The sequence below is a fragment of the Microbacterium resistens genome (assembly GCF_021172025.1).
Taxonomy (GTDB): domain Bacteria; phylum Actinomycetota; class Actinomycetes; order Actinomycetales; family Microbacteriaceae; genus Microbacterium; species Microbacterium resistens.
On the sequence record NZ_CP082781.1, the window covers coordinates 1,076,055 to 1,093,975 of the forward strand.

Sequence of the window (17,921 nt, forward strand, 5' to 3'; positions counted from 1 at the left end):
TCGCCTCCTTCGCTTACGGCGTGACCGCGGCCGGAGTGACTGCGGCCGCGGGCTCGGCCTTGCCGGTGCCCGTGATGGTGTTGCCCAGCGCGTACGCGTACCGCGCCTTGAAGCGCAGTGCGACGTAGTCGCGCTCGGCCAGGTTGATGCCGCCGACCGTTGCCTGGTCGAGGAACTTCACCTGGATGTCGGACCGCTGGCCGATCTTCACCCGGCCCCGGTCGGCGACGATCGCCGTGGCGCGCGCGTTGTCCCATGCACCGTTGTCGACGAACTGCGCCGACAGGCCAGCGATGTCGTCGCTGAAGGTGCCGTCGCCGCCGAGCGTGCGCGAGAGGATCGCGGTGCCGTCCGACGCGCGGAGGTTCGCGAGACGGAAGCGCAGGCCACGGGACGAGAGGATCGACGTCGGGTTGGCGCCCGAGTCAGCAACCGCGCCCGCGGCCTGGAAGATCGACCCTGCGAGGTCGTCTTCGCCGGGCGTGGTCGACACCTGGAAGACGTTGCCGTCCGCCGTGGCCGACGCGAGCAGGTCCGGGTCGAGCCAGGTCGTCGGCTTGTCGACGCCGAACAGGATCGCCTCGTCGAGCTTCTGCCCGATCGCGCGACCGCCCTGCGTCGCGAGCAGCGTCAGACCGTCCTCGGACATGTCCTCGAGGACGTCCTCGTGGATCGGGAGGATCACCGCGAGTTCCTCGACGACGAACTTCTTGTTGCCCCAGATCACCTTCGAGGTCGGCTTCACGCCAGCCGCGTCAGTCGCGGACTCCGACACCCACTGAGCCTCGGGGAGGGTCGTGAGCACCGGCGCGTTGGTGGTCTTGGTGCCGAGAGGGACGGTACCGAAGGCGCGGATCGCAGCCGAACCCTCCACGTCGCCCGCGGCGTCGAGGAAGATGTTCGAGTACTCCTCCTGGATGAGCGTCGCCACATCGGCGCGCGAGATATCTGCCATGCTGTCGTCTCCTTAACGACGAAGCCGCCCCGGGCGGGACGGCGGATGGTTGAGGGTGTGATGCAGGTCAGGCGGTCTTACGACTCGCGCCGAGCGCGCGAAGCGCAGCGGCGGCCTTCCCCTTACCGGCCTCGGTGGCCGTGTCGGTCTGCTCACCCGTTCCGGGCTTCGGCCGGGTCCGCGGCGTCGGCTTTCCTGCCTTCAGCAGGTACGGCTTGTCCGTCGCGAGCTTGTCGATCGCCTTCTTGATCGCGTCGACGTCCGGCTCGTCGTCCTTCACGAGCTCCTCCGAGTCGAGGAACGCGAGCACGTCGCCCGGATCCGTGAAGCCAGCAGCGGTGGCCGCGAGCTTCACCTCCGACGACACGATCCGGCCGAGGAACTTCGTCCGCGTCTCGCCCGCAGCCTCTGCGCGAGCGGCCTCCAGGGCCTTCTCGTGCTCGGTCTTCTGCGACTCGAGGTACTGGTCGTGCTCCGCGGCCTTCTTCTTCAGGTCCTCGTAGTCGGCGTACTTCTGCCGCTCCCGCGCGAGACGGGACTCGATGACGCGGTTGAACTCCTCTTGCGTCGCGGGAGGCGTGTACGCGGGCGGCTCGACGCCGTCCTGACCGCCCTGCTGGGTGGCCTCGCCTCCCCCGCCACCGTCGCCGCCCTCCGTGTTGAACACGAGGAACGGGTGACGATCGAACTGGGTGAACATGGATCCTCCTACGGAGTTGTGGGTGTGCCGGCATCGATGGCAGGTGCCGTTCCTGCATCCCCGCCCGAAGCGGGTGTGATCTGCGCGAGGTCACCGCGGAGGCCAGCGCCTGCACGATTCGCGATCTCGCGAGCTTCGTCCGACGTGAGGACCTTCCCCACGCCGAGGTAGATGGACTGGATCAGGTTCGCCAGCTCGACCGGAGACGACGCCGATCGCAGATTCTCGGCCGCCACGACCGCCGCCTCAGCGTCCGCCTTCGTCCAACCGGGGATCATCCGGTACAGGGCCTCGAGCGGGCCCGTGTCGGCCATGACCTTCTGGATCGCGTCGGTCACCTGCGACAGCGACCACGACGAGACGTTCTCCCACTCGACCTGATCGCTCGCGGACTTCGCCGCGCTCTCGTCGCCGAGCATCGCGGCCGCCGTGCGCATCGCGAGCTCGTACCCCTCACCGAGCGCCTTCTTCCGCGCCGACAGGTTCCGGTGGTACCCAGCCTCCGCGGCCGCGATGCCCTCAGCGGACATATTCACGACGGCGCCGAGCAGGTAGTGCGGCGGGACCTGCACGACCGCGCTGAAGTGCTTGATGTGCGCGTCGAGCGCCGCGACGGCTTTGTCGAGATCCGCGGCCGGGAACGCGCCGAAGCGTGCCGTCTCCCCTGCCTCGCCGCCGGCGTGCAGCAACGAGTCCACGGAAGCTCGCACCTCGGGGTCAACGTCCCCGCCGGCCATCCACTTCTGCGGGAACCCGGCGTACCGCTGGAGCATCTGAAGCGTGAACGTGCCGTCCACGATCCGCTTGTACACGGGCACCTTGTCCGCGATCGAGGAACGCGGGGACGCGTCAAGCGTGTTCGACACCCCGACCACGGGGGCCGCGGCCATCCCGTGCTCCTCGGTCTTCACGTCGACCGGCGCCGCCGGCGTCCCCGTGAACCGGTAGATGACCTCCTCGTCGAGGAGCATCCACTCGCCCTGCCAGAACGTCTCTTTGCCCGTCCGCGGCTTCCGCCGGTGCAACACGTACCGGGGGTACTCGTCCCACGGGTCGTCGTACACGGCGTACGTGTCGAGTGCACCCATGGGACGCATCACGACACTGTCGGAGTCCGCGCCGGGCAGGATCGCGACGAACCCGCGACCGAAACCGACAGCGTCGCGCGTGACGACATCCTGCCGTCCGTCCATCCCGTTCGCGCGCCACGCACGCTCCCAGATCTCCGCGTTCGTGTAGCCAGAGACGATGCAGCCCTGCGCGATCGCGTCCCGCGCGAAACCCAGCCAGGGCGACGCCGACTTCCGCAGCAGGTCCTTGTACTCGGCGTCGGCGTTGTCCGGCATCCACGTCTTCAGCAGTTGCCCGTCGATGTGCTTCTGCAGCGTCTGGAGCGGCGCCCACGCGGCGCGCGCGTCCGACTGCAGGTCCGCGCCGAGCTTCCCCAGTGCCGCGTTGTCGAGGCTCATGCGTATCCCTTCACGACAGGTCGCTTCTTCACGGGCGTGGACTCGCGCTTGAGCACACCCCAGACGGCCCAGGTGACTGCCTGCGCCTGCGTGATCGGCTTCTTCGAATCGGACGGCTCCCACGTCTGCCCACCCGCGCGCGTCGTGCGCACGGCGGCGAACTGCAGGGACGCGGTCACCTCGGGCTGATCGCGATGCACGACCATGCGCGCGTTCGAGTGCTCGATGAACAACTGGTGCGCGGCGGTGACCTCGTGGACGTTCATCGCGAGGAACTTCACCCCGGCGCCCGTCAGCGCAGCGATCACCGCGGTCGCATTCTTCGCATCGAGCACGACGAGCGCATCGCCGAGGTCAGCCTTCAGCTTCTTCACGTAGGCGGCCACCCACAGGGTGCCGGCCGCGGTCTTCTTGTGCTCGACCGCGATCCGGTCGCCGTCGACACGGCGCGCTGCCGCGACCGTGGCCGAGCCCCCGCCCTGCGACAGGGCAATCGCGATCACGGCCCCTGGCGCCGTGCCGTCGACCGGGAACTGGCCGGCGGCGTCGATCCACGTCTGTAGGTCCAGTTCGGACAGCGACTCGGCAACCTCTTCGGGACGATTCGGCCACACGGCGAAACGCTCCTGCAGCAGCTCGTCGCGATCCGTCGCACGGGCGACCTGCTCGGCGACCGTCTCAGGTTCGATCCACGAGCCCATCGCGGGGACTGCCTGACGCCACACAGCAGGGTCGTTCACGTCGATCTTGCTCGCGCGCTTCGGATCCTCCGCGCCCTCCGGCGACCACTCCTGCCACGCCGTACGGGCAGCGCCACGTCGACCGCGGTCACGGACACCTTCGAACACCTCGCCGTCGTTCTCCTCGGACGGCACCGTGCCGACGTACAGCTCCTGCCGATTCGGAATGGTCGACTGCGTGTACGTCAGAGCCTTGCGCGCCGACGCCGGCAGCTCTTGCGCCTCGTCATAGACGATGTCAGTCGCAGCGAAACCGCGGCCCGACTTCTTCGACCTGGCCACGAACCGGACCCGGTCGCCGAGCAGCTGCCCCGGACGGCGCTTCAGGACGATCGCTTCCTTGCCGTTCGCCGTGTACACGTGATCCACCAGCTCCATGAGCCGGTCGTTCGCCTGCACGATGCCCGATAGCTTCTCGAACGTCTCCGTCGCCGTCTTCAGCTCGTGAGCCGTGTGCAGCACCGTCCGCCGCCGCTTGTCCTCGGTGGGGAACAGGAACAGCCGGGCGAGGTCGTACGCGACGAGGATCTCGCTCTTACCGTTCTGCCGAGACACCAGCAGACCGCACTCCGACGCAGCCCAACGGCCATCGCCGTCGATGTCGTGCCACGCCCACAGGACGTACTCCTGCCAGTCCTCGAGCTTCATCCCGCACGCCGTCGCGAAGTCGACCGCGAGCTCTCCCCACGACCCGACCGAGTCAGGACGACTTTCGAGGCGCGGGCGCTGGTCCCCGAGCAGCGATTCCAAGGAAGGCAAACGGATCAGCCTCCCCCGACGCGGCGGCCGGAGCCGTCCCGCTGACCTTCACCAGCTCGTCGACCAACTCCGAATGCCGCTTCGACAGCGTCACGATCTTCATCGGGTCGGCGTCGACGAGCGCCTCCATCGCCTTCTTCACCAGCGCCATGTTCGCCAGCAACTCCGCTCGCGCGTCAACGTCCCCCTTCGGCGCGATCGGCATCTCCACCGAGCCACCCGGCAGCGCCACGATCGGCGCCGACTGCTCCTCGTCCTGCGCCCGCCCCGACTTCGACCGCTGATACTCCGCGTTCGCCGCCCTACACGCCTCGTCCACAGGCTCTCCACGCCGCTGATGACGCTTGTAGGCCGTCCGGGTGCCGCACGGGGCGAGCTCACGAGGCATCCGACACCTCCTGGGTCATGGGTCAGGCCGATGGGTCGGAGAGAGACGAGGACAGGCGGAGCGGGAGGTGTCCCTTGAGTCGGGCCTTGGGGTGTACCCCCGGGTGTCAGGTTGCCCGGGCATCACGCGAGACGCTACGGTTGCGGGCAGACCGCTCGTAGCTCAATGGATAGAGCAGCCCTCTAACGAAGGGAAGGTTGTGGGTTCGAGTCCCACCGGGTGCTTCCGAGGGCTCTGACAAGGACGTCAGGGCCCTCGAGCCTTCTTTCAGGAGGCTGCCCATATCTCTACCTCCGCCGCGTCACCCTTCCGGCTGTTGCAGCCGAGGTGCATCGGGACCAGGTCCTGCTTCACCAGGTGCCCGCCGTTCGTGAGCGCGGTGTCGTGGTCTGCGCTGAACGACATCGGGTCGGGGTACGGGATCGACAGGTCGAACGGCTCCCCGCATCCGTAGCTCCCGCCGTACCCGCACGGCAGGTTTTCCCGTTCGACGCGGCGCTTCAGCGCGGCGCGCTTGCGGCGATACGCCTTGTACCCGCGGCCGTGGTGAAGGTCCCCCATCGAGCACCTCGATCCTGACCGGCATCCGATGTCCCCGGGCTTTTGTATCGTCGAAAGCCATGCTCTGCACTTCGCGGGGCGACAGAAGAGATGGGGTTCCGTGGACAGACCAGAGACCTACGAGTTCGCCGAGGTGATCGTCGGCTTCCTCAATGATGACGACGGCATGGCGACCTTCATGCAAGTGCGCAGTATCACCGGCGATGAGACGACCGCTGACTTCGGTCATGGCCCTCTCGAAGCGCTCAACCTGATGGGAGCGCAGGGCTGGCAGCTACACTCCGAGCGCGAAGCCACCGAGGGTCGCATCATGTGGGTCTGGAGCGCACTGCGCCGGAGCTCGAAGAACCCGCCGTACCAGTGGCAGGCTCGCGAGTTCCTGATGTCACGCCCAGTTCGCGACTAGTCCATCCTCCTGTGGGGCGGCCGGTCTGGGGAAGGCCGGCCGCCCGTGGGAGGGGACGCGGGTTGGGGACCCGGGGCAGGAAACGACGAAGGGCCCGCACCGTGTGGTGGGGCCCTTCCGACATTCCTGCTGATCATTAAGTTAGGGGGATTCAACGGAGACCGTGCAAGTTGCTCTCTCGGCGTGTCGCTTCTTCGCGTTCCCGTTGCATCTTGCGAAGTCGGGCCTGCCAGACCGGGTCGGCGGTCATGCGTTCCCGCCACCACTTCTTGAGCACCGCCTCCTCGACGACCCGGTGTCGTTGCCCGTCGCGGACCTGCCAGCCCATCGGCATCCCGTTGCGGCGCCACCGCTTGATCGTGATGACCGACCGGCGAGCGACCTTCGCCGCTTCCCGGTAGGTGAGGTACTCAGCCATCGGGAACCTCGTCGAGCGTGACTCCATGGTCGCCTCTGAGGCACTCTGACCCGCCGAACGCCCTGCGGATCATGCACGGCTCGCATTCGAGGCCACGGGACGCCCTGTCGAGCCAGGAGCCCGGGTAGGGCGCCTTGTGATGGACGCAGGCAGGATCCGTCGTCAGGTGCCGACGGCGGGGCTTGTCGAGGAACTCCTGGAACCACCACGACGCGACGATCAGCCAGGCGCTCATCGGTTCCCTCCCTCGGCTTCGGCGGCAGCACGCAGAGCGGCGCGCATCGACTCACGGAGGCTCTGTCGGCTCGTGCGAAACCACGCATCCAGACCTGCGGCCACCGCCGCGTCGGACGGTTCGCCCTGCGGCTCCGCTGCCAGAGCGTTCGCCATCTCCACGAGGGTGCTCACCAGCGTCTCGGTGTCGTCGTAGCGGCGGTAGTGGTCGGCAAGCTCGCGAGCCTCGCGGATCAGGGTCGCCCGGTATCCGGACGGTTCGCCCTGCACGGTGCGCTCGCGGAACAGGATGCCCGCGTTCTGCATCGCATTCACAGCGTCTTGCGCCTTCGGCATCGAGAGCGGTCCAGCGGGATACACCAGGGCGGCATACACCTTGCGAAGAGTGCCCTCGTCGTAGTAATCGCCCTGCACGGTGCGGCGGAGAGCGGCGAGGACGCGCTCTACGCTCTCGTCGTCGGTCGTCCCCAAGGCGTCGTGCCACCCGCAGTGAGGGTCTACTAGTCCTCGGGTCGTGTACGCCTCATCGCAAATGCACATCCCAACGGAATCCATGAGATTCCGCTCCAGAGCTTGACGGATGGCTTCCCGCTCGTCGTCGGTCGGGGCCTGCGCCTCCTCGAACACGGCGAGGGCGGCAGCGGCGAACTCCCGGTCCCGGAGTCCGACATGCGCGGTCACTCCGCGCATTGCCACGGCCCCCGCCTTCGCGGCCTTTTCGATCAACTGCTCACGGTTCATCGGTCCCTCTTCTCTCGTGCGGTCCGCAGGAGTTCTGCGAACCTCGTGCGGTCGGCCTCGGAGACGCCGCCCTTCGCCTGGATGGGTTTCCCGTCGACCTCGGTGATCTCCATCCGCTCCTCGACGGGGGTTTCTTCTCGTGTCTCGTCGCCGCAGGTCGAGCACTGGCGGACTTCGACGGATCGGGGGCCGGTGGTCCCGCTGACCCAGTGGGACCGGACCGCGGTCTCGCCGCAGATGACGCACAGTTCGGGTGGGCGCCGGCGGGGCGCGTTGAACACCCCGTACCGGCCGCGGAGGTGCCGGATGAGGCGGAACATCTCGTCCCTGTGCTCGTCGAGCTCGCTGATCTCGCTGATCGGTTCGGCGTGGTCGATGAGCCACCCGACGGTCACCAGGGCGATGCTGCGGGCCGTGAGCGGGTCAGGGTTCACCCGGGGTGCTACCGGGGGTAGATCGGCCGCCCACGGGGCGTACACGTCCCGATTCAGCCATGCCGAGCACGCCTCCGTGTACCCCGACACCCACTCCCAGAGCTCGCGGGCGTCAGCGGCGGCACCCTTCGGCACCATGGCCCCGTCCGAGGTCACGTCGAACTGATCCAGGAGCGCCATGTTGTCGATGTGGCCGCCGCCGGTGATCTGGATCTTGTCGAACCGGGAACCACCCCGGGAGACGGGGATCTTCGGGAGGGTGGCCTCGACGAGCGCGTCCATGATCGCCGGGACGTGCGAGAGATGCCACTCGAAGCTGTCCACCCAGCGACGGTGCACGCTGTCCTGCAGGTCTTCTGTAGTGAGCATCACGCAGCCTCCTTCATGATCTCCGCGTAGAAGGCATCGGACAGCGCCTGCATGCGTCCGTCTGCCGTCCCGAGCCTCTTCACCGCGCGGTTGCATGCCGCGCAGAGCCGGCGGCCCGTGTGCTTGATGTGCCATCGCACGAGGTTCGGCTCCACGAGCTCGTGCCCGCGCTTGCAGTGGGTCTGTGCGAGGCCCCTCTGCGTGCCATGTGCCGTGCGGTCCGCCGCGTTCGCGAGCGACGTGTCCCACCGGAGGTTGCTCAGGCGGTTGTCGTCGCGGACGCCGTTCTCGTGGCACGACTCCATGCCGTCAGGGCATGGGCCGACGAACGCCTCGAGCACCAGGCGGTGCACCTTCTTCGTCTCACAGATGCCGTTGGCCGTGAGCGTCGTCTGCAGGTAGCCGCGAGGGTGCGGGCGTAGCCCCATCATCCGTCCGCGCACGCGGCGCCCCGACGATGAAAGCCGGGAGAGTGAGCGCACGCGCCCGAGGTTGCTGACCTCGTACTTGCCCTCGTAGCCGACGACGGGTCGCCACTCCTCGAACTCCCGGATCCACCGGTGATGCGCCGCCACCGGGTCGATCGCCATGATGATCTCGGTCATGACGCTGCCACCTTCCGGAGGTACGCCGCACGTCGCTTCTGCTGAGCCGCGATCAACTGGTCGTGCTCATCAGAGCGGTGGGATTCGCCCCAGTGTGAGACGTGCCATTCCGGGCCGCGGTCGTGCTTGCGAGTCGTGCAGTGGTCAAGCTGAGCGCACTCGTCGCAGACACGAAAGGCCTTGCCGCCTGCGGCACCGCCTTGGTTCATCGCACAACTGCGGCCACAGTCCCGGCAGCGCGCGGAACTCAAGAATCGTCTCCACTCGTCCTTTGTGATCTTCGAGTCGTCCTTGCGTCGCGGGAGATCCGACCGCATGCCCTCCTCCGCCCAGTGCCAGCCGAAGTCCTCGATCTCGGGCTCCCAGACGGGTTCCCACACGACCCGGGTTTCCTCGAACTGGTCGAGCTCGAACAGCGCATCCATCACCTCGTCTCCTCGTCCGCTCGGAGCGCGGCGAGACAGTTCGGGCAGGTCACGTCCTGCCGGGCCATCGCCGACTTCGTGTTCGGGGAACCGCAGTAGGCGCGGTTCGGGTACGCCGACGGGGCATGGACACGATCCCCCACGGGCGTCGGCTTCATGCCGCACCGTCCTCGTGGCACTGGTGAGCGCACGGCACCCATTCGTCCGTCAGCGTGAGGACTTCCCCGTCGCAGTTCCCGCACTTCCCCGCGATGCACTCCGGGTGCACATGCTCGACGTCGAACCGTGCGACCGCGACGGGTCGCACAAGCTCGGCTGCCGCGCTCTCCGCCTCCCCCGCAGCCCGGACAAGCTCCGCGGCGAACTGGCGCGCCTGAGAGGCCGTGAGCGTCTGCCGGCGCTTCCTCATCTCCGCTTCGACTCGGCAGTCGTCGGTGACGTCCGCCGCAGCCACGAACCGGATGTGCTCTTCCTCGATCATCGTTCCGTCTCCTCGATCCCCAGCCGGGCGCGGATGTCCGCCCGGAGCGCATTCATCCGCGCGACCCTCGCGCGCGTGGCGTCGGTCTTCGCACGGTCGCCCTTGTCGTGGTCGAGGCCGGACGCGCCCAGGCGCAGCGCCTCGATCTGGTTCGCCAACCGCAGCTCGGCGGTGAGGTCGTCGATCGCGTCGACGATCCGGCGTGCTGTCTTCGTTCCCATTCCCCAGGTCCCTTCTCAGTAGGTCGGTTCCCACGGCCAGACCTGGCCGCGGACAAGTCGTGTGGGCCACTCGCGGCGGTCGCGGTCGCCGCGCCACCGGACGAGGCTGAACGTCGGGTGCCGTCCCTCGATCTGCTTGTCGCGGCGGAGGCCGAGGCCGAACTCGGGCCAGCCGAGGAGCGCACTCGACCCGCGAGGGCGGAGCTCGCGCTCCCCCGACGTCGAGCGGGCGTGGCCGGCGTGGACCTCGAGGAGCATCGCGACGCCCCGTTCACGGATGGAGTCGAGTGCGTGCAGCAGCGGAGCGACGTCCTCGTCCGTGTTCAGCGACGACCCGCCCGCGACCCGGTACAGGGGGCCGAGGAGCAGCAGGTCCGGTTTCGCTTCGTCGATCCACCGGTGGATCCGTCCGAGGTCGTTCGGGCGGGTGATGTCCATCACCGGGACGCAGTGCACCGCCATGTGGTTGCGGGGATCCCGCCGGCCACGGGTGGCCGCGGTCTCGGCGAGCCCGCGCACCGCACGCCGCCACTGCCGTTCGCTGTTCTCCGCATCGACGACGAGGACGTTCAGCGGGTCGATGTGATGGAACTGGAACGGGTGGATCCCGGCCGCGCACAGCACGGCGACCTGCCGCAGCCACGTGGACTTCCCGACGCCCTCGCCGGCGGACAGCATCAGCCGGTCGTTGCGTTCGAGGAGGTCCGGGATCACCCAGTCGTAGGCGTCTTCCGCCTCGGGAACGTCGAGGAGGCTCCGCAGCCATCGGATGGACTCCGCGGACGCTGCCATGTCCCGCACCTGTCGCAGGTCCTCGGCGGCGCGCGCCATGACCGTCCCGAGCTCCAGGCCGCCGTCCTGCAGGCGGGCGCCGATCTCGGCGAGCATCCGCCGCACCGACGCCTCCCGGACCTTCTCCGCGTAGTACAGGGCGGCGTCCGCGGTCGTGGTTCCCCAGTCGGCGAGGTGGTTGAGGTCGATGCCGACGACGTCCCACGCGGCGAGCTGGTCCCAGACGGACAGGTAGTCGACGTGCGCGCCCGCGGCGATCATCTCCGAGACGCCGGTGAAGATCCGGCCGAGCCGCAGGTCGTGGAAGTCGCCCGCGGTGACCTCCCGGCGCAGCCCGTCCATGATCCGCGGGTGCGCGAGCAGCCCGCCGATCACCCGCTGCTCGAACATCGCCAGCGTGTCCGCACGCTCCGGTTCCGGAGCCGCGTACGGGTCCTCCGGCGGAGTCTCGTCGATCAGGTAGTCGCTCACCGTTCGACCGCCTTCCGGCCAGCAGCGAGCCGCTGAGCAGCCTCCAGCGCCGCGGGCTCCGGATCGACGAGGTTGCCCCACTCGTCCTCGACCGGGCCCAGCGCGGCGAAGCGAATCCTCTCCACGTTCGCCCGCACGTGCGCCGGCGTCAGGTAGGCGGTCGACTCACGGAAGTGCAGCTTCGCCGCCTCGACCGCCATGCCGTGATCGAGATCCGCGACGAGCTCGAACCACGCGAGGACCGTCGCTTCCTCGACCCGCCGGTTGTCGATGATCTGGATCCGTGTCAGCAGATCCGTCGTCTCCTGGACGTTCATCGCAGTGCTCCCCGCTGGGCGTCGTACTGCGCCTGCAGCCGCGCGCCCATCTCCATGCCCGCGAGCAGCCGATCGTTCGGGCCGAGGCTGAGGTGACCGCCGCGTCCCTGCGCTGGCTCGGGCAGCGGGTCGTTCCATCTCTCCGCGTTCAGCCACGACGCCCCATACGGCACGAACTGCCGCTCGGGTCGATACGGCGACTGCGCGTACGCGCGAGCGGCCTCCACGATCACGTTCGGGTCGGTCTTCTTGATTGCCTTCGCCCAGGCGCTCTGCGCGGTCTTCTTCGAGTCCTTCCGAGGCCAGACAGCCCAGAAGTCATCGAATGAGCAAGAGGCTCTATCTACCTCTTCTCTATCTACCTCTATAAGAGGAGCGCATTGCAGCTCCTGTCCGGTCGCTCGGCCTTCCGTGTCCGGTCGCTCAGACCGACCGGACAGATTGGCCGATCCCTCCGCGCGACCATTCGGATGCAATGTGTAGGCGTCGGTCTTGCTGTTCGCCCGACCCTCACCGCCGCGCCGTGCTCGACGCTCGATGACCCCCAACTCCTCGAGGTGGCCCATCATGCGGCGCACGGTGCGCTCGCTCAGCCCCGACTCCTCAGCGATCGTCGCCTGCGACGGGAAGATCGCTCCCATGCCCGCGCGCGAAGACAACGACGCGTAGACGAGGATCGCGTTCCGCGGCACCCGCTTCTCGCGGATCATCCAGTTCGGGACCGCCGCGAATCCCTCAGCCCTACTCATCTCCCCAGCCCTTCTCTACTTCGACGGCGCGCCCGGCTCGGGTGAGCAGCCACCAGGTGCCGTCTTGTCTCTTGACCCGCGTCCCCGCGGGAGTGTCGATCCCGTTCAGCGGGACCAGGTATCCGTACTCGCGTGCCATCGCCCGGAACCTCTCCACCCACCCGTGGCACCCGGTGGTCCCGGAGCCGCAGAGGATGAGGCAGTTCGAGATGTCCGCGACTTCCAGCCGCGACGTCCCGCCAGCACCCCGCGGGCGCCGGTGGTGCGCCGACCATCCGCGGCCGCGGTCCTCGAACCGGAGCGGGCGCCGGCAGCGGAAGCACGCCTCCCGCTCCCGCTCGAAGAACGCGACCCGAACCGTCGCCGCGGTGAAGTCTCCGGCGCCCATCAGATGTCCACCACTTCGATGGCCTCATCGAACGTCGGCGACTTCCGATGGCAGGCGCTGCACTCGATACCGGTCGCGCGGCGCAGGGCCCGCTCGATCTGCCGCCGGATCCGAACCGCATGCGACCGACACAGGAACACGCACCGTCGGCATCCACGGCAGACGAACGCGACCTGCGCGTCGTGGAAGCTGCCGATCTTCCGTTCGCATCGTGGTCTCAGGTCGAGACGACTCAGCACTGCCTCCTCGTTCAGCAGCGTGGCCATCACGCGCCTCCCGTCAGCCCGCGCGAGTGCGCCTGATCGGCGAACCGCGCATCGGCCCTGTCGGTCCTGTGGTTCTCCAGAGCCGAATCGAGCGCCTGCAGGAAGTTCCGCATCGCCCGCTCCCGCTGCTCCGCAACGAGATACGTCAGCTTCAGGTCCGCGAGCTCGGCGGCGGCCATGTGCTCCGCCAGACCGAGCGCCACCTTCCGACCCTCGAGTGCGGCCTTCTCCGTGATCTCGACGACCCGCTTCGCATGCTGGCCCTCGTAGTCGCCCTTGGCCTCGCCGAACTCCTTGCCGGCGGTGCGCAGCTCCCAGGCGAAGTCGAACCGCAGTGCGGTGATCCGCTGCCCGTAGGTCGCGCCGGCGCCGAGGTGGTAGATCGTGTCGGCGAGCTTCTGGTGCAGCGGGTCGGAGTCATCGACTTCGAGGCCGATCAGGCTCCGCAGCAGGTTCCGCACGTCCGGGTGGATCTCGTTCATCGGTCGAACACCCCCACCGCGACGACGTCGACCTGTGCGTGCGGTGCGCGCTCGAAGACGATCTCGGCGCCATCGTCCGTGCGGGTGATGATGTGGACCCGGTCGGCGGGGACCGCGCCGCCGCGGATGCGGAGCACGGTCACCGCCTGACCGTCCAGCTGGACCCGGTCGCCGGGCATCACCGCGTGGACCGGGATCCGGCCAGGGACCTTCACGGACGGGTCCGCGAGTGGCGACTGCCGGAAGTCGATCCCGAGGATCGCCCCGTGCTCGTCACGCACCACGGCGACGCTCACGGCTGGTCACCGCCTTCGATGCCGTACTCGGCCATCTCCTCCGGCGTCAGCGACAGCGGATCCTCAGCGACGGCAGGAGTGCCGCTCCCCGGTCCGGTCGGCTCGTCTGACGCGCTCCCGGTCGCCTCCGCACCGTTGGGGCCACTGGCGTCCTTCGGCTCGCCAGCGGGCAGCGGGTCACGCTGAGCGGAGCGGGTCCCGGCTTCGAGCGTCGGCGCCGTCGCGCGCGGTCCCTGAGGTGCGGGCTCGTCGTGCAGCTCGTAGTCGAGCTCCTCCTCCGTGTAGAGCCCGGAGAGCTCCATCGGGAACGCGCGCCGCAGGGCGAGCGCCTCGGCGACCTTCCCGAGCATGAGGTCCGGCATCCGCTGCCACATCGGCGACAGCTCCTCGCCAACGCGCTGACGGTTCTCCCACTTCGGGACCATCACCGCGTACGACGACCACCGCGCCACCGCGAACAGGGGTTCCTCGAATCCGCGCCGGCGGACGCCGACACGCGCCGCGGCCGGTGGCTTCTGGTCGAGCCACACGTCGACCCACGTCTTGCCGTCGCCGGTCCACTCGACCGGGGTCTGCCCGGCGTACTGGCCTGACCGCTGAGCGACCAGCCGGAACCCGTCGATGCTGACCGTGATCGTCCATTTCCCGCCCCGCTCGATCGCGTAGATCTGCTTCGCGATCGGGTCCAGGCCGGTGCGCTGGCAGTGGGCGAGGAACGCGACGACCGTCGATCGCGGCGCCGGCTCGGGCGGTCCGTTCTTCGGCCGCTTGACCAGGCCAGCCGCGTCTAGCAGCGCCTTCTCGTCGTCTGACCACTGCGACGGGTCCGCGGTCGTCGGGAGCGCGATCGGCTTCGGCCGCTCCATCACTGCGACGCTCACAGCCACGCCTCCCCCGGCCGGTACAGCTCACCGATCACGAGCGCGTCCATCTCCGACTCGCCGCGGGGACCGTCCATGGCCCGCGCGATCCCGGTCGCGTGGAGGAAGGTCCCCCACACGTCGTCGCCGCGTTCCATCTCGACGACGTGGTAGTTGTTCTCCTCGACGTGGATGACGACGTGATCCGTAATCCCGAGGTTCTCCATCGGCACCTCGCCGCCGCCGTCGCCGACGTAGAAGTCGGCCCGACCGTACGCTTCGAGTTGCAGGGCGTTGTCGCCATACACGGCCCGTGCCGTCTTGATGTCCGCGAGGAACACCCGCCCCGGGAACAACGGCGAGGTGAACACCAGGTCGAACGTCCCGCCGTAGGGCACAGCGAGGTTGCACACCGGCGCTTCCGTGATGACCGGGACGACCTGCCACTCGTTCAGGAACCGGACGTACTGGTCGACCTTCTTCGCGACCTCGTCCGGGATCCCCTCTACCCGCTCGCCGTGGACCAGCTTCTCGCCGTACGCGTGCACGGCCGTGCCCTTCACCGCCGCGGTGTTCCGCTTCCGCTCGTGCGCCTTCGACACCGTCTGGATGAACTCCGAGTACGGCGCCTTCGCGAGCTCGTCGCGCTTCTCCCACGCCAGCTGTGCGGCCTCGCCGGCAGCCCAGTTGATCAGCGCCGGCTTCGGCATCCCGAGGGACAGGATCTTCGTGACCGAGAGGATCTTCTGTCCGTCGAGGAGGTAGCCGTGGTTGCGGCCATAGTTGCGGCGGCGGAAGCGGCCCGCGCTCACACCCGCCAGAGTCGCCGTGCTCATTCGTCGACCTCCGGGAGGTCGAGAGCCTCAACGCCCGTGCGGTCCTTCTGTGCCGCGTCGCGCAGCTTCACCGCGGCGGCGATCGCCTTCTCGTCGTGCAGCGGCTCGATGCTGAATGTCTTCACGACCGGGTACGTCTCCCCCGCCAGCGCCTTCGACACGACCTCGTCGAGCCGGTAGGTGACGATCGCGACGATCGGCTCCGCGTCCTGCGCGTTCTGGATCAGCTCCTCCTCCATCCCGAAGAACCCGTTGCGCTCCTCCGGAGGCACGGACTTGTTGAATGCGGTCGGCTTGGTCTCCATCAGCTCTTCCCCTGTTCCGCGAGCACGAGCTCGCCCTCGACGGGCCACGCGACCTTCGCGTGCGCCCTGACCTGGTCCGCCCGGTACGGAACCGGCAGGCCCAGCTGCGCGGCACCGGCGCCCGCGAGGGCCACCGCGTCCGCAACGTTGTGATCCGGGACGTGAACGCCCGGGAAGTCCGCCCGCACCTGAGCGAGCACCGAGTCCTTCGAAGAGCGCCCGTAGCCGGTCGCGATCAGCGCCCGCGTCATCGGATCGATCGCCACGACCGGGCCGCGAGCGAGGAGCTGGTCGATGAGCATCCAGCGCAGCCCTCCCATCTCGTCCGGCTTCCCACGGAACTTCGCGTGCGGCGCCGGCCCCTCGATCACCGACAAATCGACCCGTCGCGGCACCACCGCGAGGATGTCCATCAGCAGGTGCCGGATCCGCCTCCGCTCCTGCGCGACGTCCGCCGGGGTCTCGCCGCGCCACCGTGCCCGCCACGTCTCCCAACGCAGCGGCTCGCACCCGTCGAGCACGGGCCCGAACTCGACCATCGCGACACCCGTGCACGTCAGCGACGGGTCAACGCCCAGCACGACGCTCACCGGATCACCATCGCGACGACCAGCAGCCCGAGAGCCACGACACCCGACACCGCCGCAGCGAGCGGCCACCCGCTCACGAGCGACACCGGCTCAGGCTCGGGCAGCTCGACCGGACCGGACACGACCGGGACGCGCTCCACGCGCGTCGGCGCCGCGGTCACGCCGCACCACCCATGTCGAGCATGTCCTCGGCGTGCAGCTCATGAGCCTTCGCCAGCCCCCGCAGGTAGTCGAGGCCCCAGCCCATCCGCGCGGCGATGTTGAACGCCGTCACGTGCTCCGGCCAAAGCGCCGCGAGCTTCCCGCGATTGTCCTCGTCGGCGGCGGCCGTGAGCGCGAACAGCCGCGTCACGAAGTGCCCGCCGTCCTCGCCGAGGTTCGTGTCCCCGAAGTACCACAGCGCCTGCCGCACCACCTCCGGCGACAACGTCACCCGCTGCACCTCGACAGTCCCGTTCCCTGTTCCCATGTCCCTGTCCCTCTTGCTCAGCGCGACAGCGCCGTGTAGTAGTCGTCACGCAGCTCCTGCGTGACCCTGGTCTTGTGCTGCTGCGCGTGAGCACGGGCTCGGCTGCACGCGAGGCAAGCCCGACGCCCGATCCGCTCATGCGAGGCGACGAGGTTCGGCTCAACCAACGGGTGCCCATACGGGCACTCGGATCGACGCGTCATCGAGTGAGTTCTCTGCCGCACCGCGTCTTGGACGTTCCCGCTACGGGAGTCCCACCGGAGGTTCGTCAGGCGCGCATCGCGGCGGTTGCCGTTCTCGTGGCACGCATCGGCACCATCAGGACGGGGGCCGACGAACGCTTCCAGGACAAGGGTGTGAACCGTCCGCATGCTTCGACGCCCTGGAGCTTGAAGATCGACGCTCGGATAGCCGGAGCTCTGCGGCGTGGCACGTAGAAGCCGCTCCGGGACCGACTGCCGCTTGCCGTCCGACCTCGTGATGATGCGCGCCAAGCTACGTACTCGACCGTGATCGCTCACCTCGTAGGCGCCTTCGAACCCGACGACCGGAAGCCATTGCTCACTCATCTCGCCCCGCCCAGAAGTCCGATCGGAAACCACCGACCGCCCACACCAGGACGACGGCGAAGACCGTTGCCAGCAGCAGGAGGCCATTCGCCCGCATGCCCACGAGCGCCAGCACGAGGCACAGCAGCGTGAGCAGCAGCGACACCCACGCGATCAGCGGGCGCGCGCTTCCCGTGCGGAGCGGCGCATCGGCCCCAGTCGTGCGCCGCTCCGTGGGAGACCCATCCCCAGGGGTCCGGTCCGGTCCCCACGACCGGGAGTTCATGCCGCTGCCTCGGCCGTCTTCTTCGACGGCTCGTGACGCAGCGCCTCAGCGATGCTCGCCATGTCGTAGCGCCGATGCCCCGACGGGAGCTTGATGAAGGCGATCTCGCCGCGGTCCGCCATTCGCCCCAGCGTCTTCACCGAGACGTACAGTCGCTCTGCTGCCACACGCGGCGGAACGTATGTCCGTTCTGCCGGATCATTCCGTTTGGTCATGTTTCAGCACAGTACATGCCGTTTGGGCATGATCAAGCCTTCTCGACCGAAAACTTGCGAAGCTGTCCGATTTGTCGCTAATATCTCCTACATGAGCACCGACACGCATGCACAGGACCTGACGGAACAGTCGATCGAGGTCGAG

At 68.5% G+C, this 17,921-nt stretch carries 32 protein-coding genes, 1 tRNA gene and 1 pseudogene; 2 read left to right on the forward strand and 32 right to left on the reverse strand.

Annotated features, from left to right (window positions below; translation table 11 throughout):
• Positions 1 to 13: 13 nt before the first annotated feature.
• The 5 genes from K8F61_RS05180 to K8F61_RS05200 form a co-directional block, all read right to left on the reverse strand.
• A complete protein-coding gene (locus tag K8F61_RS05180) occupies positions 14 to 955 on the reverse strand; it encodes a phage major capsid protein (RefSeq protein WP_231820918.1) in 942 nt (313 codons plus the stop codon).
• 67 nt (positions 956 to 1,022) lie between these two features.
• Positions 1,023 to 1,655: a phage scaffolding protein gene (locus tag K8F61_RS05185; RefSeq protein ID WP_231820919.1), complete on the reverse strand. Its 633-nt coding sequence runs from the start codon at positions 1,653 to 1,655 to the stop codon at positions 1,023 to 1,025.
• Between the two features lie 8 nt (positions 1,656 to 1,663).
• Entirely contained in the window at positions 1,664 to 3,124 is a 1,461-nt protein-coding gene (locus tag K8F61_RS05190; RefSeq protein WP_231820920.1) for a phage portal protein, read from the reverse strand.
• Complete coding sequence (locus K8F61_RS05195; RefSeq protein ID WP_231820921.1) at positions 3,121 to 4,512, reverse strand: phage terminase family protein; 1,392 nt, start codon at positions 4,510 to 4,512, stop codon at positions 3,121 to 3,123. The genes K8F61_RS05190 and K8F61_RS05195 overlap by 4 nt, the downstream gene beginning before the upstream one ends.
• A 52-nt stretch (positions 4,513 to 4,564) precedes the next feature.
• On the reverse strand, positions 4,565 to 5,011 hold the full coding sequence (locus tag K8F61_RS05200) for a hypothetical protein (RefSeq protein WP_231820922.1): 447 nt from the start codon (positions 5,009 to 5,011) through the stop codon (positions 4,565 to 4,567).
• A gap of 152 nt (positions 5,012 to 5,163) precedes the next feature.
• On the opposite strand from K8F61_RS05200, the gene K8F61_RS05205 reads away from it, so the two are divergent.
• Positions 5,164 to 5,235 (forward strand) — tRNA-Val (locus tag K8F61_RS05205).
• 43 nt (positions 5,236 to 5,278) lie between these two features.
• On the opposite strand, the gene K8F61_RS05210 is transcribed toward K8F61_RS05205, so the two are convergent.
• The gene (locus K8F61_RS05210; RefSeq protein ID WP_231820923.1) at positions 5,279 to 5,572 is read right to left on the reverse strand and encodes a hypothetical protein; all 294 of its coding nucleotides are present in this window, start codon (positions 5,570 to 5,572) and stop codon (positions 5,279 to 5,281) included.
• 100 nt (positions 5,573 to 5,672) lie between these two features.
• On the opposite strand from K8F61_RS05210, the gene K8F61_RS05215 reads away from it, so the two are divergent.
• Positions 5,673 to 5,978 carry a hypothetical protein gene (locus K8F61_RS05215; RefSeq protein ID WP_231820924.1) on the forward strand — a complete coding sequence of 102 codons (306 nt, stop codon included), beginning with the start codon at positions 5,673 to 5,675 and terminating at the stop codon, positions 5,976 to 5,978.
• A 151-nt stretch (positions 5,979 to 6,129) separates the two neighbouring features.
• Here K8F61_RS05215 and K8F61_RS05220 read toward each other — a convergent pair whose 3' ends face one another.
• The 26 genes and pseudogenes from K8F61_RS05220 to K8F61_RS05340 form a co-directional block, all read right to left on the reverse strand.
• Positions 6,130 to 6,396, reverse strand: coding sequence for a hypothetical protein (locus K8F61_RS05220; RefSeq protein ID WP_231820925.1), 267 nt, complete (start codon positions 6,394 to 6,396; stop codon positions 6,130 to 6,132).
• Positions 6,389 to 6,631, reverse strand: coding sequence for a hypothetical protein (locus K8F61_RS05225; protein ID WP_231820926.1), 243 nt, complete (start codon positions 6,629 to 6,631; stop codon positions 6,389 to 6,391). The genes K8F61_RS05220 and K8F61_RS05225 overlap by 8 nt, the downstream gene beginning before the upstream one ends.
• Positions 6,628 to 7,371 carry a hypothetical protein gene (locus tag K8F61_RS05230; RefSeq protein ID WP_231820927.1) on the reverse strand — a complete coding sequence of 248 codons (744 nt, stop codon included), beginning with the start codon at positions 7,369 to 7,371 and terminating at the stop codon, positions 6,628 to 6,630. Before K8F61_RS05230 ends, K8F61_RS05225 begins: the two co-directional genes overlap by 4 nt.
• Positions 7,368 to 8,174, reverse strand: a complete 807-nt coding sequence (locus tag K8F61_RS05235) for a hypothetical protein (protein ID WP_231820928.1) — start codon at positions 8,172 to 8,174, stop codon at positions 7,368 to 7,370. Before K8F61_RS05235 ends, K8F61_RS05230 begins: the two co-directional genes overlap by 4 nt.
• Entirely contained in the window at positions 8,174 to 8,779 is a 606-nt protein-coding gene (locus tag K8F61_RS05240) for an NUMOD4 motif-containing HNH endonuclease (RefSeq protein WP_231820929.1), read from the reverse strand. Before K8F61_RS05240 ends, K8F61_RS05235 begins: the two co-directional genes overlap by 1 nt.
• Positions 8,776 to 9,204: a hypothetical protein gene (locus K8F61_RS05245; protein ID WP_231820930.1), complete on the reverse strand. Its 429-nt coding sequence runs from the start codon at positions 9,202 to 9,204 to the stop codon at positions 8,776 to 8,778. The genes K8F61_RS05240 and K8F61_RS05245 overlap by 4 nt, the downstream gene beginning before the upstream one ends.
• On the reverse strand, positions 9,204 to 9,362 hold the full coding sequence (locus K8F61_RS05250) for a hypothetical protein (RefSeq protein ID WP_231820931.1): 159 nt from the start codon (positions 9,360 to 9,362) through the stop codon (positions 9,204 to 9,206). The genes K8F61_RS05245 and K8F61_RS05250 overlap by 1 nt, the downstream gene beginning before the upstream one ends.
• A complete protein-coding gene (locus K8F61_RS05255; protein ID WP_231820932.1) occupies positions 9,359 to 9,685 on the reverse strand; it encodes a hypothetical protein in 327 nt (108 codons plus the stop codon). Before K8F61_RS05255 ends, K8F61_RS05250 begins: the two co-directional genes overlap by 4 nt.
• A complete protein-coding gene (locus K8F61_RS05260) occupies positions 9,682 to 9,906 on the reverse strand; it encodes a hypothetical protein (RefSeq protein WP_231820933.1) in 225 nt (74 codons plus the stop codon). Before K8F61_RS05260 ends, K8F61_RS05255 begins: the two co-directional genes overlap by 4 nt.
• Positions 9,907 to 9,921: 15 nt before the next feature.
• Positions 9,922 to 11,169 carry an AAA family ATPase gene (locus K8F61_RS05265; protein WP_231820934.1) on the reverse strand — a complete coding sequence of 416 codons (1,248 nt, stop codon included), beginning with the start codon at positions 11,167 to 11,169 and terminating at the stop codon, positions 9,922 to 9,924.
• Positions 11,166 to 11,486, reverse strand: a complete 321-nt coding sequence (locus K8F61_RS05270) for a hypothetical protein (protein WP_231820935.1) — start codon at positions 11,484 to 11,486, stop codon at positions 11,166 to 11,168. Before K8F61_RS05270 ends, K8F61_RS05265 begins: the two co-directional genes overlap by 4 nt.
• Entirely contained in the window at positions 11,483 to 12,235 is a 753-nt protein-coding gene (locus K8F61_RS05275) for a helix-turn-helix domain-containing protein (protein WP_231820936.1), read from the reverse strand. The genes K8F61_RS05270 and K8F61_RS05275 overlap by 4 nt, the downstream gene beginning before the upstream one ends.
• A complete protein-coding gene (locus tag K8F61_RS05280; RefSeq protein WP_231820937.1) occupies positions 12,228 to 12,623 on the reverse strand; it encodes a hypothetical protein in 396 nt (131 codons plus the stop codon). The genes K8F61_RS05275 and K8F61_RS05280 overlap by 8 nt, the downstream gene beginning before the upstream one ends.
• A complete protein-coding gene (locus tag K8F61_RS05285) occupies positions 12,623 to 12,889 on the reverse strand; it encodes a hypothetical protein (RefSeq protein ID WP_231820938.1) in 267 nt (88 codons plus the stop codon). The genes K8F61_RS05280 and K8F61_RS05285 overlap by 1 nt, the downstream gene beginning before the upstream one ends.
• The gene (locus K8F61_RS05290; protein ID WP_231820939.1) at positions 12,889 to 13,371 is read right to left on the reverse strand and encodes a hypothetical protein; all 483 of its coding nucleotides are present in this window, start codon (positions 13,369 to 13,371) and stop codon (positions 12,889 to 12,891) included. The genes K8F61_RS05285 and K8F61_RS05290 overlap by 1 nt, the downstream gene beginning before the upstream one ends.
• The gene (locus K8F61_RS05295) at positions 13,368 to 13,667 is read right to left on the reverse strand and encodes a hypothetical protein (protein WP_231820940.1); all 300 of its coding nucleotides are present in this window, start codon (positions 13,665 to 13,667) and stop codon (positions 13,368 to 13,370) included. The genes K8F61_RS05290 and K8F61_RS05295 overlap by 4 nt, the downstream gene beginning before the upstream one ends.
• The gene (gene bet / locus K8F61_RS05300; RefSeq protein WP_231820941.1) at positions 13,664 to 14,548 is read right to left on the reverse strand and encodes a phage recombination protein Bet; all 885 of its coding nucleotides are present in this window, start codon (positions 14,546 to 14,548) and stop codon (positions 13,664 to 13,666) included. Before bet ends, K8F61_RS05295 begins: the two co-directional genes overlap by 4 nt.
• Positions 14,545 to 15,363 (reverse strand): hypothetical protein, encoded by an 819-nt coding sequence (locus tag K8F61_RS05305; protein WP_231820942.1) that lies wholly within the window; start codon positions 15,361 to 15,363, stop codon positions 14,545 to 14,547. The genes bet and K8F61_RS05305 overlap by 4 nt, the downstream gene beginning before the upstream one ends.
• Positions 15,360 to 15,668 (reverse strand): hypothetical protein, encoded by a 309-nt coding sequence (locus K8F61_RS05310; protein WP_231820943.1) that lies wholly within the window; start codon positions 15,666 to 15,668, stop codon positions 15,360 to 15,362. The genes K8F61_RS05305 and K8F61_RS05310 overlap by 4 nt, the downstream gene beginning before the upstream one ends.
• Complete coding sequence (locus tag K8F61_RS05315) at positions 15,668 to 16,258, reverse strand: hypothetical protein (protein WP_231820944.1); 591 nt, start codon at positions 16,256 to 16,258, stop codon at positions 15,668 to 15,670. The genes K8F61_RS05310 and K8F61_RS05315 overlap by 1 nt, the downstream gene beginning before the upstream one ends.
• Entirely contained in the window at positions 16,255 to 16,419 is a 165-nt protein-coding gene (locus tag K8F61_RS05320; RefSeq protein WP_231820945.1) for a hypothetical protein, read from the reverse strand. The genes K8F61_RS05315 and K8F61_RS05320 overlap by 4 nt, the downstream gene beginning before the upstream one ends.
• On the reverse strand, positions 16,416 to 16,727 hold the full coding sequence (locus K8F61_RS05325; protein ID WP_231820946.1) for a hypothetical protein: 312 nt from the start codon (positions 16,725 to 16,727) through the stop codon (positions 16,416 to 16,418). The genes K8F61_RS05320 and K8F61_RS05325 overlap by 4 nt, the downstream gene beginning before the upstream one ends.
• A 17-nt stretch (positions 16,728 to 16,744) precedes the next feature.
• On the reverse strand, positions 16,745 to 16,930 hold the full coding sequence (locus K8F61_RS05330; RefSeq protein ID WP_231820947.1) for a hypothetical protein: 186 nt from the start codon (positions 16,928 to 16,930) through the stop codon (positions 16,745 to 16,747).
• 90 nt (positions 16,931 to 17,020) lie between these two features.
• Positions 17,021 to 17,383, reverse strand: a pseudogene (locus K8F61_RS19135) (NUMOD4 domain-containing protein); the annotation flags it as partial.
• Positions 17,289 to 17,561 (reverse strand): hypothetical protein, encoded by a 273-nt coding sequence (locus K8F61_RS05335; RefSeq protein WP_231820948.1) that lies wholly within the window; start codon positions 17,559 to 17,561, stop codon positions 17,289 to 17,291. The pseudogene K8F61_RS19135 and the gene K8F61_RS05335, both read right to left, overlap by 95 nt.
• On the reverse strand, positions 17,558 to 17,728 hold the full coding sequence (locus tag K8F61_RS05340) for a helix-turn-helix domain-containing protein (RefSeq protein WP_231820949.1): 171 nt from the start codon (positions 17,726 to 17,728) through the stop codon (positions 17,558 to 17,560). Before K8F61_RS05340 ends, K8F61_RS05335 begins: the two co-directional genes overlap by 4 nt.
• Between the last annotated feature and the right edge of the window lie 193 nt (positions 17,729 to 17,921).